The organism is Bradyrhizobium sp. B097 (assembly GCF_038957035.1).
GTDB lineage: Bacteria > Pseudomonadota > Alphaproteobacteria > Rhizobiales > Xanthobacteraceae > Bradyrhizobium.
The window spans coordinates 2,597,824-2,614,167 of the sequence record NZ_CP152412.1 but is presented as its reverse complement, the minus strand read 5'-3'; the positions used below and the strand labels follow the sequence as shown (position 1 = coordinate 2,614,167).

Here is a 16,344-nt window from a genome sequence, read left to right as displayed (position 1 = left end):
AATGCCTCCGGCGATCCCGATCGCAACCTACCGACTGCAACTCACTGCCGATTTCGACTTCGATGCCGCCGCCGCCGTGGCGCCGTATCTGAAGGCGCTCGGCATCAGCCATGTCTATGCCTCGCCGTTCATGAAGGCGCGCAAGGGCTCAACCCATGGCTATGACGTCGTCGACCACACCAAATTCAATCCGGAGCTGGGCGGCGAAGCAGGCTTTGCGCGGCTCAGCGATGCGCTGAAGCGCCATGACCTCGGCCTGATCCTGGATTTCGTGCCGAACCATGTCGGCGTGCACTTTGCCGACAATCCGTGGTGGCTCGATGTGCTGGAATGGGGACCGGTGTCACCGCACGCGATCTCCTTCGACATCGACTGGGACCTCCTGCCCTATCGCGCGCGCGGCGGCGTGCTGCTGCCGATCCTCGGCTCGTCCTATGGCCAGGCGCTGGAGCGTGGCGAGATCGAGCTGCGCTACGACGCAAGCGAAGGCAGTTTCTCCGCCTGGTATTTCGAGCACCGCCTGCCGATCGCGCCGGAGCGCTATGGCGAGGTGCTGCGAACCACCGTCCGCGAGGCCGGCGCCGAAGACAGCGCAGCCGGGCGCGCGCTGCTCGAACTCGCCGCCAGGTATCGCGGGCTGCGTCACCCGAACCGCAAGGAAGCGCCGACGCTGAAGGCGGCGATCCAGGCGATCGAGGGCAGTGCCGAGATCATCGCGCGCGGGCTCGATGCCTATCGCACCAGTGAGGACCGGCCGATCCAGACACTGGCGCTGCATCATCTCCTGGAACGCCAGCACTACAAGCTCGGCCACTGGCGGCTTGCCTCCAGCGACATCAACTATCGCCGCTTCTTCGACGTCAACACCCTGGCCGGCCTCAGGGTCGAGGACGCCGCCACCTTCGAGGCGAGCCATAGTCTCGTGAAGCGGCTGATTGCGGAAGACCGGCTGCAGGGCCTGCGGCTCGACCATATCGACGGCCTGCGCGATCCCGCCCAATACTTCCAGCGGCTGCGCCGCCTGATCCGCTCCGCGCAGGGCGCCAAGGCCAAGCCGATCTACATGGTGGTCGAGAAGATCCTCGGCGAGGACGAAAGGCTGACGAAATTCAGCGGCGTCCATGGCACCACCGGCTATGAATGGATGAACACGATCAGTCAGGTGCTGGTCGACGGCGGCGGCCTCGATCCGCTCAACGAGATCTGGCGGCAGATCAGCAACCAGTCGCCGAACCTGACGCCGGTGCTGCGCGAAGCCAAGCGCCGCGTGCTGGAGACTTTGCTGACCAGCGAATTCACCGTGCTGGCGCGGCTGCTCGCGCGCATCGCCAGCGGGCACTATTCGACCCGCGACTTCTCCGCCGACAGTCTGCGGCAGGCGCTCGAGCTCTATGTGCTGCACTTCCCGGTCTATCGCACCTATCTCACCGCCTCGGGACCAGCCGCGCATGACCGCGCGCTGATCAGCGCGACCATCGAGCGCGCCCGCGCCGACTGGTTCGCCGCCGACGAAGGCATCTTCGACTTCCTGCGCGATGCCCTGACGATGGACCTGCTGAAGCCCGGCCGGCTGCCGCACAGCACGCCGCGGGTGCGACGGTTTGCACTGAAGGTGCAGCAATTCACCGGGCCGATGATGGCGAAATCGCTGGAGGATACCACCTTCTATCGCTACCACCGCCTGCTCGCACTCAACGAGGTCGGCGGCGATCCGGCGGCCCACGCGATCGCGCCTGAGACCTTCCACGCCATGATGCAGACCCGCGCGCGCGAATGGCCGCACGGCATGACGGCGACCGCGACCCACGACACCAAGCGCGGCGAGGACGCCCGCGCCCGGATCATGGCGCTTGCGGAGATCCCCGGCGAATGGACCAGCGCGGTGGCGCGCTGGAAGGTGCTCAACGCGCCGCATCTGGTGCTCGACGGCGAGATGCGCGCCCCGTCGGCGACGTTCGAATACATGCTTTATCAGGCCCTGCTCGGCGCCTGGGACCCGGACGACGCATCGCTTGTCGCGCGCATCCAGGCCTATGCACTGAAGGCCGCGCGCGAAGGCAAGCAGGAGACCAGCTGGCTCAATCCGCACGAAGCGTACGAGGCAGGCGTGAAGACCTTCATCGCGCGGATCCTCGATCGCACGGTCTCGCCTGAATTCCTCGATGCGCTGGCGACGCTGGCAGAGCGCATCGCGCTGATCGGCGCGCTGAACTCGCTGAGCCAGATCACGCTGAAGGCGACGATGCCGGGGGTGCCGGATTTCTACCAGGGCACCGAAAGCTGGGATCTATCGCTTGTCGACCCCGACAACCGCCGTCCGGTCGACTTTGCCGCACGCGCGGACATGCTCGGGGCACTGGAGACGCCGGATTGGGACGCACTGGCGCAAGACTGGCGCGATGGCCGCCTGAAGTTCGCATGGACGCGGCATCTGTTGCGGCTGCGCAACGAGCTGCCCGAGGTCTTCAGCAGCGGCGACTACCAGCCGCTCACGGTCAGTGGCCCTCATCGCGATCATGTCATCGCCTTCGCACGGCGCCACGGCCGCGAGGCGGTCATCGTCGCAGTGGCGAAATCATTTGCCTCGTTCACGCAGGGCGGACGCAGCTGGCCGCGCGCTGAGGCCTTTGACGGCGAGATCGACCTCGCTGGATACGCGCTCCCGGGCGGCGACAGCAGAATTCAGCTCTCGACGCTGTTCGCCAGGCTGCCGGTCGCGGTGCTGAAGGCGAAGGCTGCGGCCGGAATGAAGCAAGCCCCGAAACGAGCACGCGCGCACGGCTAGCGCCGCGCGTCAGCGCTTGGTCAGCAGCAACTGCCCGCTCTTCTGAATGGCGACCTGCGCGACCTCGGCGAAGCGTTGCAGCAGCCACGGCAGCGTCACCTCCAGGCGCACATGGGTATCCTCGACATCGAGATGTCCGGCGGCGACCTGCCCCAGCGCGCGGACGCGGAAGCTCATGCGGTTATTCTCCCAGCGCTCTTCGTCGACGCTCATCACAGGCACGTTCGCCGCTGCGCGCGACAGGCCCGTCTTCAGGCGGCGCATGGCCTCGTCGCGGCCGAGGCTGTGGGGAATCGAAACGATCAGCGGAGCCGACATCGCGGTGCACTCCTCCATGGATTCCGTTGATGTAATTCTGTTCCACCGCAAATGGAAGATCACATGGTTTTATCGCACCGCTCAAACCGGAACCTTCACAGTTGCGGGTTGTTTCCTCCCCCGAAGGGCAGAGACGACAGGCCCGTGGGCTGAGGAGAGATTGAGATGTCACTTGGAACGATCATTCTTATCATTCTGGTCATCGCGTTGCTTGGCGGCTTCAGCGGCATTGGCGGCGGACCGTTCTACGGCACCGGCTACTATGGCGGCGGCGGTCTCGGCCTCGTGATCGTGATTCTGCTGATCCTGCTATTGCTAGGACGCCTCTAGCGCCCAGACGCGTGTTGCGCACGATCCGCATCAACAACGGTCATCACCCGCGAAAGCGGGTGATCCAGTATTCCAGAGACGTCGACGATTGAACCGATGAGCCGCGGCTTCTCCCAGCGTCGTCCCTGCGAAAGCAGGGACCCATACTCCGCGGCGGATGTTGTGAACGGGACGCGTCGTTCCGGCATCATCCAACAACTACCATTCGTGGTTATGGGTCCCTGCTTTCGCAGGGACGACGATGAGGGTGGGTCGCAATTCAAGATGTCAAGCAGCGGTGCCATCACCCCGCGAAAGCTTTCGCGGGTGATCCAGTATTCCCGAGGCACCGATGATTGAGCCGACAGGCCGCGGCGTACTGGATACCCCGCTTTCGCGGGGTATGACGAGCGGAGGATGCTAGCTTCACGGACGCTACTGCGCCGCGAGCTTCTTCATCGCCGGCCTGATCGACGAGGCCGCGTCCTCATAGCCGTCCCACGCCTTGCTCTTGGCGAGCAGCGCCGGCACCGACCGCACCGTGTATTTCTTCGGATCGAGGTCGCCGCGCACCTGGGCCCAAGTCAGCGGCATCGACACCGTCGCACCCGGACGCGCCCGCGGCGACAGCACCGCGACCGCGGTCGAGAGCCGGTCGTTGCGCAGATAGTCGAGGAAGATCTTTCCGGTACGCTTGGCCTTCGACATGTTAATCAGATAGCGCTCGGGATCGTCCTGTGCCATCCACTGGCAGATGCCTTGCGCAAACGCCTTGGCTTCCTTCCACGTCACCTTGTCCTTCGGACTTGAGAGCAGCGGCGCCACGACGTGAAGGCCCTTGCCGCCGGTGGTCTTGCAGAAGCTCTCGAGACCGACCGCAATCAGCCGCTGGCGCATGTCCTTGGCGGCGTCGACCACGTCGGAGAACGCGACGTCGGGCGCGGGATCGAGATCGAACACCAGCCGGCCCGGCGTGTCATAGGCATCGGGCGCGCAATTCCAGGGATGCAGTTCGAGGCCACCGAGCTGCGCGACCGCGGCCAGACCCTCGACCTGGTCGATTTGCAGATAGGGTTTGCGGTCGCCGGAGACCTTGGCGAGCTTCAGCAGCTTCGACGTACCGGCCATCGCATGGCGCTGGAAGAACGTCTCGCCCTTGATGCCATCGGGCGCGCGCACGATCGAGCACGGCCGGCCCTTGAGATATCCGATCATCCATGCGCCGACCGCCTCGAAGTAATTGGCGAGATCGAGCTTGGTCACCGGCTCGCCGTCGCCGGCATCCGGCCACAACGCCTTATCCGGGTGGGAGATGGCGACGCCCATGACCGCGCTGGATTTTGCTTTCGCCATCGGCTTCACCACGCTGGTTACGACCGGCCGTTCGGCCTCGACCTCATGCGCCGGCTTGTCCTGGCGCAGGCCCTTGAACGCCGCCTGGCGGATATTGCCGGCGTCGGTCCAACCGGCGAACTCGATCTCGGCGACCAGCTCCGGCTTCAGCCAGTGCACGTCGCGGGACTTCTTCGGCGCGTCCTTGCCGCCGAACGGGTTGGTGTTGGATGCCGCAGCCTTCAGCGCCGGCATGATGCGGCGAACCGTGTCCTGGCCGAAGCCGGTGCCGACGATGCCGACAAACTCCAGATGGTCGCCGCGATAGACACCCGCCATCAGCGAGCGGAATTTGCCGTTGGTGGTCTTCCAGCCGCCGATCACCACCTCATGGCCGGCGCGGATTTTCGCCTTGGTCCAGTCGTCGGAGCGGCCGGAGCGATAGGCGCCGTCGAGCCGCTTGGAGACGATGCCTTCCAGCCCGAGCTTGCGCGCGGAATCCAGCACGGCGTCGCCGCGCTCCTCGAAATGCTCGACATAGCGGATCAGCTTGCCCTTGCGTGCGGCGAGCAGCGCCTGCAGCCGCGCCTTGCGCTCGGTGAGCGGCAGCGGCCGGAGATCCTCGTTGCCCGCGAACAGCAGGTCGAACGCGTAGAAGATCAGCTGGTCGGTCTTGCCGTCGGACAGCGCGGCCTGCAGCGTCGAGAAATGCGGCATGCCGCCCTCGTCGAGCGCGACGATCTCGCCGTCGACCAGCGCATCCGGCAGCTTGCCGGCCTCCTTCACGATCGCGCTGAACTTGTCGGTCCAGTCGAGTCCCTTGCGAGTCTTCACCACGGCCTCGCCGTCCTCGATGCGAAGCTGCACGCGATAGCCGTCGAACTTGATCTCGTGGCACCAGCCCGCGCCATTGGGCGGACTCTCGACCGCGGCGCAGAGCTGCGGGGAGACGAAGTCCGGCATCTCCGTCACCTGCTTCGGTTGCGCTTTCGGCCTCGTCTTCAGTTGCGCTTTCAATTTTTCTTGGGGCGCCGGCGCCTTGGTCCTGGCGCGCGCCGCCGCGGCCATGCCGTGATTGGACTGCCAGACCGCATCTGCCTTGATTGTCGCCTTGGCCTTGCCGTTGCCCTTCGCCAGCATGAACGGCTTCGGCGCCCGGCCCTTGCCGGCCGCGATCTCTGCCATCGAGCGACCGGAGGCGACCGAGCGGTCCTCGTCGAGGATCGCCTCGCCATTGCCGTCGACGGCGTATTCATCGCGGTGCTTGATCAACAGCCAGTTGATGCGCTTGCCGCCGAAGCGGTCGTTCTTCATCCGCACCAGCACCCAGCTGCCGTGCAGCTTGTCGCCGTGCAGCGTGAACTTCAGATCGCCCTTCTTGAAGCCGCGCTCGGGATCGTCGGATTCCCAGGTGCCGCGATCCCAGAGTTGCACCGTGCCGCCGCCATACTGGCCTTCCGGAATGGTGCCTTCGAAGTCGCCATAGTCGAGCGGATGATCCTCGACCTCGACCGCGAGCCGCTTGTCATGCGGGTCGAGCGAGGGTCCGCGCGTCACCGCCCAGGACTTGAAGACGCCATCGAACTCCAGCCTGAAATCATAATGCAGCCGCGTCGCGTCGTGCTTCTGGATCACGAACCGCCGCTGCTTGCCGGGCACCACCTTGACGTCGCCCGACGGCTCATTGGTCTTCTCGAAGTCGCGCTTCTTGCGATAGGTGGTGAGATTTCTCAGCGACACATCCAGGCCTCGGCGCAAACCCCCGCCGCCACAACCGTGCGGCCGTCAGGAACCAAAACCTACGGTATCCGTTCAAGTTCCAAACTCAAGCTGTTTGGATGAGTTGACCGACGCGTCATGGCCGGCCATCCGCGTCATGGATGGATGCCCGGGTCAAGCCCGGGCATGACAACGGAAGTGACATCGCCGAACGACCAGCACGAGCGTAGCCCGCATGAACGCAGCGACATGCGGGAGATACCCCGGATATCGCTGCGCTCATCCGGGCTACACGCTGGATGCCCCGCCTTCGCGGGGCACGACAGCGGCGAGAGCTAATCCGCGGCGCGCAGCCGATAGCCGATGCCGGTCTCGGTCAGCACGAATTGCGGACGCTCGGAGTCGGCCTCGATCTTCTGGCGGAGCTGGCGCACATAGACGCGCAGATATTGCGCGTCGGTCAGCTCGTCCCACAATTCCTTCAGCAAGAAGCGGTGGGTCAGCACCTTGCCGGCATGCTGCACCAGCACGCGCAACAGGTCATATTCCTTCGGCGACAGCTTGATCTCCTTGTCGCCGACCTTGACGATCCGGCGCACCAGATCGACCGACAGATCGCCGGAGCGGAACACCGGCCGCTCGCCCTGCACCTGCAGCTGGTGACGCAGCGCCGCGCGCAGCCGCGCCAGCAATTCGTCCATGCCGAACGGCTTGGTCAGATAGTCGTCGGCGCCGAGATCGAGCGCCTGCACCTTGCCGGCCTCGTCGCCGCGGCTCGACAGCACCACGATCGGCACGCTCTCGTTCCGGCCGCGGATCATGCGCAGCAAGTCGTGGCCCTGGATGTCGGGCAGTCCGAGATCGAGGATGATCAGCGCCGGCCCCTCGCCCAGCATCTCCAGCGCGATCTTGCCGTTAGAGGCTTCGAGGATGTCGTAGCCCTGCGTGCTCAGCCCCATCCGCAAGAGCTTGCGGATCGGCGGCTCGTCGTCGATGACCAGGACCTTGATCGGCGTCGCGTTCATGCAGCAGTGTCCAGCGCGTTGGTGTCGGCCGTAACAGGCAGGCGGATGGTGATGACGGCGCCGCTCCGGTCGGAGCGGTTAGCCGCCGCGATCGTGCCGCGCATCGCCTCGACGAAGCCGCGCGAGATCGCAAGCCCGAGGCCGGTGCCGGGGCGGACGTGGTCGCCCTTCTCGGCGCGATAGAACTTGTCGAACACGCTTTCGAGCTCGGCGGCCGGAATGCCGTTGCCTTCATCGAGGACCTGCAGCGCTATGCTGTCGCGGTCGCGCGCGCCGCGGATCGAGATCGTGGTGTCCGAGGGGGCGTATTTGGCGGCGTTGTCGAGCAGATTGAACAGCACCTGCTCGAACAGCACGGCGTCGAGCTCCAGCATCGGCAGGTCGGCCGCGAGCTCCAGCGACACCCGGTGATGCACCAAAATCTTGCCGGCACGGCGCAGCGCGCTGCCGACGATCTCGCCGACGTCGTGCCGCGCGGTGTTCGGCACGATCGCGCCGGATTCCAGCTTGGTCATGTCCAAGAGATTGGCGATGAAGCGATTCAACCGCTCCGACTCGTCGATCACGGTCGCGAGCAGATCATGCTTCTGGGCATCGCTCAGGCTGGCGCCGAGATCGCGCAGCGCCGAGGCCGAGCCGAGCACCGAGGCAAGCGGCGTCTTGAGGTCGTGCGAGATCGAGGTCAGGAGCGCACCGCGCAACCGGTCGGATTCCACCGTGCGCTTGACGCGATCCATGTCCTCGACCAGCAGCACGCGCTCGATCGCCAGCGCCCCTTGGTCGACCAGCGCATCGAGCAGCCGGCGCTGGTCCGGCGTCAACAGCGGCCCGGTGCGGTCGTCGTCGATGCCGATCACGCCGATCGGGCCGCGGCCGGTGCGCATCGGCAGGAACAATCGCTTGCCGCCCGGCAGCGTGTCCGAGCCGCGGCCGGCCGGGCGATCGTTGCCCCAGGCCCAGTTGGCGGCGGCGAGATCGGCCTGATCGAGCTGGTCCTCCGGCGGATAACCGCTCTTGACGGTCAGCATCCCGCCCTCCGGCAGCAGCAGCACCACGCGCACCTTCAGCATCAGGGCGATCTGGTAGGCGGTCGCCCACAGCACATCGTCGAGCGTCGCGGTGCCGGCGAGCTTGCGGCTGAAGGCATAGAGCGACTCGGTGGTGCGGACCCGGCCGATCGCGGTGTCGGCCTGGACGCGCACCCGCGCCGCGACGTTGGAGACCAAAAGCGCGATCAGCATGAAGAAGAAGAACGCCGCGACATTGGTCGGGTCGGTGATGGTGAAGGTATAGACCGGCGGCAGGAAGAAGAAATTGTAGCACAGCGAGGCCGCGACGCTGGCCAAGAGCGACGGCCACAGGCCGTAGCGCGCCGCTGCGCCGACCACCGCAGTGATGAACACGAGGTCGACATTCTCGATGCCGAAGAACGGCTGGATCAGCTTGGCCGCGCCGAGCCCGATCGCCGTCAGCAGCAGCGCCATCAGATAGGGCCGCGGGTTGAACGGCTCCTGCCGCTGCGCGGTCTGCACCGCCGCCTTGCCGACCGGCAGCTCGTCGCCGGCGATCACGTTGACGCTGATATTGCCGGCGCGGCGCACCAGGTCGTGCACCACCGAGCCGTGCGTCAGCTCGAACCAGCGCGAACGCGTCGACTTGCCGATGATGATCTGGGTGACGTTGTTGGCCTGGGCGAAATTGATGACGTCGTCGGCGATGCGGCGGCCGACGCCGGGAAGGGTCAGCGCCTCGCCGCCGAGCGATTCCGCGAGCCGCATGGTGTCGGAAAGCCGGTCGCGCTGCTCGTCATTCAGTTGCAGGCTGCGCCGCGTCTCGATGCTGACGGCGGTCCATTGCGCATGCAGCCGGTCGGCCAGGCGCTTGGTGTAGCGCACGAGCCCGGCCGCGCGCGGATCCTCGCTCAGGCAGACCAGGATACGCTCGCCGGCGGCCCAGGGACCCTGGATCGCATTGGCCTGCATGTGGGTGAGCAGCTGCTCGTCGACCCGCTCGGCGGTACGGCGCAGCGCCAGCTCACGCAGCGCGGTCAGATTGCCGGGCGAGAAATAGTGCTCCAGCGCCCGCTCGGCCTGCTTGGGCACATAGACCTTGCCCTCCTTCAGCCGCTGGATCAGGTCGTCTGGCGTGAGGTCGATCAGCTCGATGGCATCGGCGCGATCGACCACCGAGTCGGGCACGGTCTCGCGCACCCGCACATGGGTGATCTGCGCGACGACGTCGTTGAGGCTCTCGATGTGCTGGATGTTGATCGCGGTGTAGACGTCGATGCCGTGCGACAGCAGCTCCTCGACATCGAGATAGCGCTTGGGATGCCGGCTGCCCGGCGCGTTGGTGTGGGCGAGTTCGTCGACCAGCGCAAGCTGCGGCCGCCGCGCGATCAGCGCGTCGAGGTCCATCTCCTCGAGCGTTTGGTCGCGATAGGCCAGCCGCTTCCGCGGTATCACCTCGAGACCCCTGAGCAGCGCCTCGGTCTCCACCCGCCCGTGGGTTTCGACGACGCCGACCACGACGTCGACGCCCGCCTTGAGGCGGGCGTGGGCGCTCGAGAGCATCTCGTAGGTCTTGCCGACGCCGGGGGCGGCGCCGATGAAGATCTTCAGCCGCCCCGATCGATCGGTCTCGCGGCGCGCCGCCTCCAGCAGCGCATCCGGCGAGGGTCGTTTATCGGGGTCACGCTGATTGGCCATACCGCAATATAGTCATCCTGCGAGAGCGGGCCTACTCCCCTATTTCGCCTTTGCCGCGTCGAGCGCCAGGTTGAGCGCAAGAACGTTAACGCGGGGCTCACCGACAATGCCGGCGAAGCGGCCCTGCGTGTTCTGCGTCACCAGCTCGCGCACCGCGTCCTCGGACATGCTGCGCGCCTTGGCGACCCGCGGCACCTGGAACAGCGCGGCGTCCGGCGAGATGTCGGGATCAAGGCCGCTGGCCGAGGTGGTGACGAGATCGACCGGCACGCTGGCAGTCGGATTCTCCGCCTTCAACTTCTCGACGTCCTCCTTGACCCGGTCGTTCAGCGCCTTGCTGGTCGGACCGAGGTTGGAGCCGCCGGAATTGGCCGCGTTGTAGGGCGCCGGCACGGTCTTCGTGGAATCGTTCGGATCGGGCGCGACCGTCGCCGACGGCCGGCCGTGGAAGTATTTATCCTCCTTGAACTCCTGCCCGATCAGGGCGGAGCCGATCACCTTGCCGTCCTTCTCGATCAGGCTGCCCTGCGCCTGCTTCGGAAAGATGACGCCGGCGATCCCGGTGATGGCAAGCGGATAGGCGAGGCCCGTGATCGCGGTCAGCAGGACCAGCACGAGAATGGCGGGGCGGATTTCTCTAAGCATTGTAGGTCTCCTAGTTTGACGCCGTCATTGCGAGCGAAGCGAAGCAATCCACGGTTCGGCAGAACGGATCGATGGATTGCTTCGTCGCTTCGCTCCTCGCAATGACGCTTCACGGGTTACGCAAGGCCCAGGGCGGCGACGATGAGGTCGATCGCCTTGATGCCGATGAACGGGATGATGATGCCGCCGAGACCGTAGATCATCAGGTTGCGGCTGAGCAGCGCGCCGGCACCGACGGCGCGATACTTGACGCCCTTCAGCGCCAGGGGAATCAGCGCGATGATGATCAGCGCGTTGAAGATGATCGCCGACAGGATCGCGCTTTGCGGGCTCGCCAGGTGCATGACATTCAGCACCTGAAGCTGCGGATAGAACGCGAGGAACATCGCCGGGATGATCGCAAAGTACTTTGCGACGTCGTTGGCGATCGAGAACGTGGTCAGCGCGCCACGGGTCATCAGCAGCTGCTTGCCGATCTCGACCACCTCGATCAGCTTGGTCGGGTTGGAGTCGAGGTCGACCATGTTGCCGGCCTCGCGGGCCGCCTGGGTGCCGGTGTTCATGGCGACGCCGACGTCGGCCTGCGCAAGCGCCGGCGCGTCGTTGGTGCCGTCGCCGCACATCGCGACCAGCTTGCCCTTGGACTGCTCGTCGCGGATCAGCTTGAGCTTGTCCTCGGGGGTTGCCTGCGCCAGGAAGTCATCGACGCCGGCCTCGGCTGCGATCGCGGCCGCGGTCATCGGGTTGTCGCCGGTGATCATCACGGTGCGGATGCCCATGCGGCGCAATTCGGCAAAACGCTCGCGGATGCCGCCCTTGACGATGTCCTTCAGGTGCACGACGCCGAGCAGCTTGCCGTCCTTGGCGACCGCCAGCGGCGTGCCGCCCGCCTTGGCGATCTCGTCGGCAATCGCCTGGATCTCGCGCGCTTCAGCGCTCATTGTCGCAGCGACCGCGCGGACGGTGTTGCCGGACGCCACCGTGCGGGGCGAACCGCCATCGACATAGGCGAGGATGGCGTCGACCGCGCCCTTGCGGACCGACGAGGTGCCGGCATCGATGCCGCTCATGCGGGTCTGCGCCGTGAACGGCACGAAGGTCGCGGCAAGCTCGTGCATGTCGCGGCCGCGGATGCCGTACTTCTCCTTGGCCAGCACCACGATCGAGCGGCCCTCCGGCGTTTCGTCGGCGAGCGAGGCGAGCTGCGCCGCGTCCGCAAGGTCCTGCTCGGTGACGCCACGGATCGGACGGAACGCGGTTGCCTGGCGGTTGCCGAGCGTGATGGTGCCGGTCTTGTCCAAGAGCAGCGTATCGACGTCGCCGGCGGCTTCCACCGCGCGGCCGGACATCGCCAGCACGTTGAAGCGCACCAGGCGGTCCATGCCGGCGATGCCGATCGCCGACAACAGCGCGCCGATCGTGGTCGGGATCAGCGTGACGAACAGCGCCACCAGCACCACGACCGAGATCGAGCCGCCGGCATAGGCCGCATAGCTCGGGATCGTCACCGTCGCGAACACGAAGATGATGGTGAGGCCCGCCAGCAGGATGTTGAGCGCGATCTCGTTCGGCGTCTTCTGCCGCTCGGCACCCTCCACCAGCCTGATCATGCGGTCGATGAAGGTCGAGCCCTGCGCCGCGGTGATGCGGACGCGGATCCAGTCGGACAGCACCTGGGTGCCGCCGGTGACCGCCGAGCGGTCGCCGCCGGACTCGCGGATAACAGGCGCGGACTCACCCGTGATCGCGGCTTCGTTGACCGAGGCGACGCCATCGATCACCTCGCCGTCGGACGGGATGTTGTCGCCGGCCTCGACCAGCACGATATCGCCGACCTTCAGCGAGGTGCCGGGCACCATGCGATAGGTCCGGTCGGTGCCGGTGAGCAGCTTGGCCTGGCTCTCGGTGCGGGTCTTCTTCAGTGATTCCGCCTGCGCCTTGCCGCGCCCTTCGGCGACGGCTTCGGCGAAGTTGGCAAACAGCACCGTGAACCAGAGCCAGATGATGATCTGGAAGGTGAAGCCGAGGTTGGCGCTGCCGGTGACGAGGTCGCGCACGAAGATGATTGTGGTCAATGCGGCCACCACCTCCACCACGAACATCACGGGGTTCTTCATCATCAGCCGTGGATCGAGCTTGACGAAAGCCGACCAGATCGCCGGCACCAGGATCTTCGGGTCGAGCATGCTCGACGCCGTAACCTGCTTCTGCAGTTTCATGGTTTCCATGGATGTCACTCCGGACGTATTCGATCAGAACAGGGTGTTGGCGGTCATGGCGAGGTGCTCGACGATCGGCCCGAGCGCGAGCGCCGGGAAGAACGTGAGGCCGCCGATGATCAGGATCACGCCGATGACGAGGCCGACGAACAGGCCGCCCGTGGTGGGGAAGGTGCCCGCCGAGGCCGGGATCGACTTCTTCTCGACCAGCGATCCCGCGATCGCCATCGCCGGCACGATCATGAAGAAGCGGCCGACGAACATCGCAGACGCGAGCGTCAGATTGTAAAACAGGGTGTTGCCGGACAGACCCGCGAAGGCCGAACCGTTGTTGCCGGTCGAGGACGTGTAGGCATAAAGCACCTCGGTGAAGCCGTGCGGGCCGGCATTGGCCATCGAGGCCACCGCCGACGGCAGCACGACGCCGACCGCGGTCCAGCCGAGATACATCAGCGGCAGCACCAGGATCGCGAGCATCGCCATCTTGACCTCGCGCGCCTCGATCTTCTTGCCGACATATTCCGGGGTGCGGCCGACCATCAGGCCGGCGACGAAGATCGCCAGCACGACGAACAGCAGCATGCCGTAGAAGCCGGCGCCGACGCCGCCGACGATGATTTCGCCGAGTTGCATGTTGATCAGCGGGATCATGCCGCCGAGCGCGGTGAAGCTGTCATGCATGGCGTTGACCGCGCCGCAGGACGCGGCTGTGGTGATCACGGCAAACAGCGAGGAGGCGACGATGCCGAAGCGGACCTCCTTGCCCTCCATGTTGCCGCCGGTGAGACCCAATGCCTGCAACGCCGAGGTGCCGTTGGCTTCCGCCCAGTAGGTGACGGTGACGCCGGCGACGAACAGAATGCCCATCACGGCCAGGATCGCCCAGCCCTGGCGCTCATTGCCGACCATGCGGCCGAACACGTTGGTCAGCGCAGCGCCGAGCGCGAAGATCGAGATCATCTGCACCAGGTTCGACAGCGCGGTCGGGTTCTCGAACGGATGCGCGGCGTTGGCGTTGAAGAAGCCGCCGCCATTGGTGCCGAGCATCTTGATCGCCACCTGCGAAGCCACGGGACCGAGCGCGATGGTCTGCTTGCCGCCCTCCAGCGTGGTGGCGTCGACATAGGCGCCGAGCGTCTGCGGCATGCCCTGCCAGACCAGGAACAGCGCATAGACGATGCAAATCGGCAGCAGCACGTAAAGCGTGCAGCGCGTGACATCGACCCAGAAATTGCCGACCGTGCGCATCGACGAGCGGGTGAAGCCGCGGATCAGCGCCAGCGCCAGCGCGATGCCGGTCGCGGCCGACAGGAAGTTCTGGTGGGTCAGGCCCAGCATCTGGACCAGATAGGACAGCGTGCTCTCGCCGCCGTAGTTCTGCCAGTTGGTGTTGGTGATGAAGGAGATCGCGGTGTTGAAGGAGAGATCCTCGGCAACCGCCGTCTGGCCGGCCGGGTTGAACGGCAGCACCGCTTGCAGCCGCATCAGGCCGTAGATGATGGCGAAGCCGCCGACATGGAACAGCAGCATGGCGACGGTGTAGGTCAGCCAGTGCTGCTCGCGCCGCTCGTCGACGCCACCGACCCAGTAGATGCCGCGCTCGACCGAGCGCAGTACGGGTGAGAGGAAGGTGTGCTCGCCGTTGAACACGCGGGTCATGTACCAGCCGAGCGGTTTGACCAGCGCGACCACGATGGCGCAGAACAGAATAATTTGAATCCAGCCGATGACGGTCATTGCGTCAAACCTTTCGAATGGGTGCGAAGCGCAGCAGCGACGCGAACATGCCGAGCAACAGCCCGGTCAGCACCGCGTCGGCCAACAGTATTGTGCAAAGCGCTGACATCGCGGGCCGCCTAGAAGCGTTCGGGCCGCAGCAATGCGTAGGTGAGGTAGAACAGCAGGCCGAGCGAGACGAGGCCGGCGAGCGAGTAATCGAAGATCATCGCCGCCTCCCTTAAAGCCGTTCGCAGGCGTAGGCGTAGCCGATACCGGCCGCGAAGAAGCCGATCGCGAGCGCCGCCATGAGAATGTCCATCATGAGAGACTCCTATGCATCCGAGGGGCGCGGAACGACCGTATAAGCGCTCCGCGCCGGATGACCGTGAGGTGCCATCCGGGGCATAGGTTTTCGAGATGTGATGCATAAGGACGTTATAGGAATCCTATAAGCGCCGATCCGCTTTCCGTCGTCGTCCTGCACCACATCGCCCCGAAGATGCGTACTGCTTCACCCTCCGCTGGAGGGGGAGGATCGGTTCGCATGGAGCGAAGCGGAATGCGAAACGGGGTGACCTCTCAGCACGGGCGCTGTCAGACGCGGAGGGACCGTCACCCCACCCCGCTTCGCATCGCTGACGCGATGTAAAGCGACCCTCCCCCTCCAGGGGAGGGTGAAGGGGTCCGTTCCATCTTTATGGAATCCCTATATCTCCACCCCTCGCCTCATCTCGTTTTCAAATGGCTATCCGGCCATTTTGGGCCTGCGGTCAATACCTTGAGCCGCGCGCAAGACGAGATGACGCCATGTCCGTGCTATCCCAAAACACCTCCACCGATCTCGGCGACCGGCTGCGCGATGCCTATACAGTCACCGCCGAGTTCATGGCCGACATCATCAGCCAGACCTGCCGGCGCTTTCCGTCGGCCGGACAGAGCGGCAAGACCTCCCGTGTCGAGCGCCTGATCCAGTCCGGCGCCTGGACTGATGCTGCGATCGCGCTGCTCGATCTCGAGCTGCCGCAATGGCAGATCCGCCGCCTGGTCTATGACGAGGGCGAGTGGCACTGCGCATTGTCGCGCGAACGCGAGCTGCCCGACTGGCTCGACCAGTCGATCGAGTCCCACCATGCGGATCTCGCGCTCGCGATCCTCAGCGCCTTCGTCGAGGCGCAGCGGATCGTGGCGCCCGAGAACCGCACCAGCGTGCCCACCGTCCGTCGCGGCATCAGCTCGCTCTACGAGCCTTTGTTCGTCGACAATATCGGCTGATGGCAGCGCCATCGTGAACGCAAAACAACTGCCGCGGCAGCTGCAGTCGGTCCAGGTGATGGTCCGGTTCGGCTTCCGGCTTGCCATCATGATCGGCTTTGCCGTGTTCGCCGGCGCGGGCTTCGGCAGGGGCCTCGTCACGCTATTGTGGATGTCGGCGCTGATCTGCGCGCTCGCCGGCCTCGTCAAGCGCGAGATGCCGTTCGCCGCAAATCTCAATCACTGGGACGAGATGACCGCCTATGTCGCGCTGTGCGCGCTCGGCACCGGCATCGTCCAGCACATCTAAGCCC

12 protein-coding genes are annotated in these 16,344 nt (G+C 65.6%); 4 read left to right on the top strand and 8 right to left on the bottom strand.

Going from position 1 to position 16,344, the window contains the following annotated elements; translation table 11 throughout:
• Position 1: 1 nt before the first annotated feature.
• On the top strand, positions 2 to 2,785 hold the full coding sequence (gene treY, locus AAFG07_RS12130) for a malto-oligosyltrehalose synthase (protein WP_342727468.1): 2,784 nt from the start codon (positions 2 to 4) through the stop codon (positions 2,783 to 2,785).
• A gap of 9 nt (positions 2,786 to 2,794) precedes the next feature.
• Here the strand turns inward: treY and AAFG07_RS12125 are convergent, their stop codons facing one another.
• Entirely contained in the window at positions 2,795 to 3,103 is a 309-nt protein-coding gene (locus AAFG07_RS12125; protein WP_342727467.1) for a polyhydroxyalkanoic acid system family protein, read from the bottom strand.
• A 165-nt stretch (positions 3,104 to 3,268) separates the two neighbouring features.
• On the opposite strand from AAFG07_RS12125, the gene AAFG07_RS12120 reads away from it, so the two are divergent.
• On the top strand, positions 3,269 to 3,433 hold the full coding sequence (locus tag AAFG07_RS12120; RefSeq protein WP_076865768.1) for a DUF3309 family protein: 165 nt from the start codon (positions 3,269 to 3,271) through the stop codon (positions 3,431 to 3,433).
• Between the two features lie 414 nt (positions 3,434 to 3,847).
• Here AAFG07_RS12120 and ligD read toward each other — a convergent pair whose 3' ends face one another.
• The 7 genes from ligD to AAFG07_RS12085 form a co-directional block, all read right to left on the bottom strand.
• Positions 3,848 to 6,484: a DNA ligase D gene (gene ligD, locus AAFG07_RS12115; protein ID WP_342727466.1), complete on the bottom strand. Its 2,637-nt coding sequence runs from the start codon at positions 6,482 to 6,484 to the stop codon at positions 3,848 to 3,850.
• Positions 6,485 to 6,798: 314 nt separating this feature from the next.
• Entirely contained in the window at positions 6,799 to 7,488 is a 690-nt protein-coding gene (locus tag AAFG07_RS12110) for a response regulator transcription factor (protein WP_342727465.1), read from the bottom strand.
• The gene (locus AAFG07_RS12105; protein ID WP_342727464.1) at positions 7,485 to 10,196 is read right to left on the bottom strand and encodes a sensor histidine kinase KdpD; all 2,712 of its coding nucleotides are present in this window, start codon (positions 10,194 to 10,196) and stop codon (positions 7,485 to 7,487) included. The genes AAFG07_RS12110 and AAFG07_RS12105 overlap by 4 nt, the downstream gene beginning before the upstream one ends.
• A gap of 39 nt (positions 10,197 to 10,235) precedes the next feature.
• Entirely contained in the window at positions 10,236 to 10,841 is a 606-nt protein-coding gene (locus AAFG07_RS12100) for a K(+)-transporting ATPase subunit C (RefSeq protein ID WP_342727463.1), read from the bottom strand.
• 116 nt (positions 10,842 to 10,957) lie between these two features.
• Entirely contained in the window at positions 10,958 to 13,069 is a 2,112-nt protein-coding gene (gene kdpB, locus AAFG07_RS12095) for a potassium-transporting ATPase subunit KdpB (protein WP_342727462.1), read from the bottom strand.
• A gap of 24 nt (positions 13,070 to 13,093) precedes the next feature.
• Entirely contained in the window at positions 13,094 to 14,797 is a 1,704-nt protein-coding gene (gene kdpA, locus AAFG07_RS12090) for a potassium-transporting ATPase subunit KdpA (RefSeq protein WP_342727461.1), read from the bottom strand.
• A gap of 119 nt (positions 14,798 to 14,916) precedes the next feature.
• Positions 14,917 to 15,006, bottom strand: a complete 90-nt coding sequence (locus tag AAFG07_RS12085) for a K(+)-transporting ATPase subunit F (RefSeq protein ID WP_016846764.1) — start codon at positions 15,004 to 15,006, stop codon at positions 14,917 to 14,919.
• A gap of 580 nt (positions 15,007 to 15,586) precedes the next feature.
• Between AAFG07_RS12085 and AAFG07_RS12080 the strand changes: the two genes are divergently transcribed.
• Together AAFG07_RS12080 and AAFG07_RS12075 are read left to right on the top strand one after the other, a co-directional pair.
• Positions 15,587 to 16,051, top strand: a complete 465-nt coding sequence (locus AAFG07_RS12080; protein ID WP_342727460.1) for a hypothetical protein — start codon at positions 15,587 to 15,589, stop codon at positions 16,049 to 16,051.
• Positions 16,052 to 16,064: 13 nt separating this feature from the next.
• On the top strand, positions 16,065 to 16,340 hold the full coding sequence (locus AAFG07_RS12075; RefSeq protein WP_342712536.1) for a hypothetical protein: 276 nt from the start codon (positions 16,065 to 16,067) through the stop codon (positions 16,338 to 16,340).
• Positions 16,341 to 16,344 lie beyond the last annotated feature (4 nt).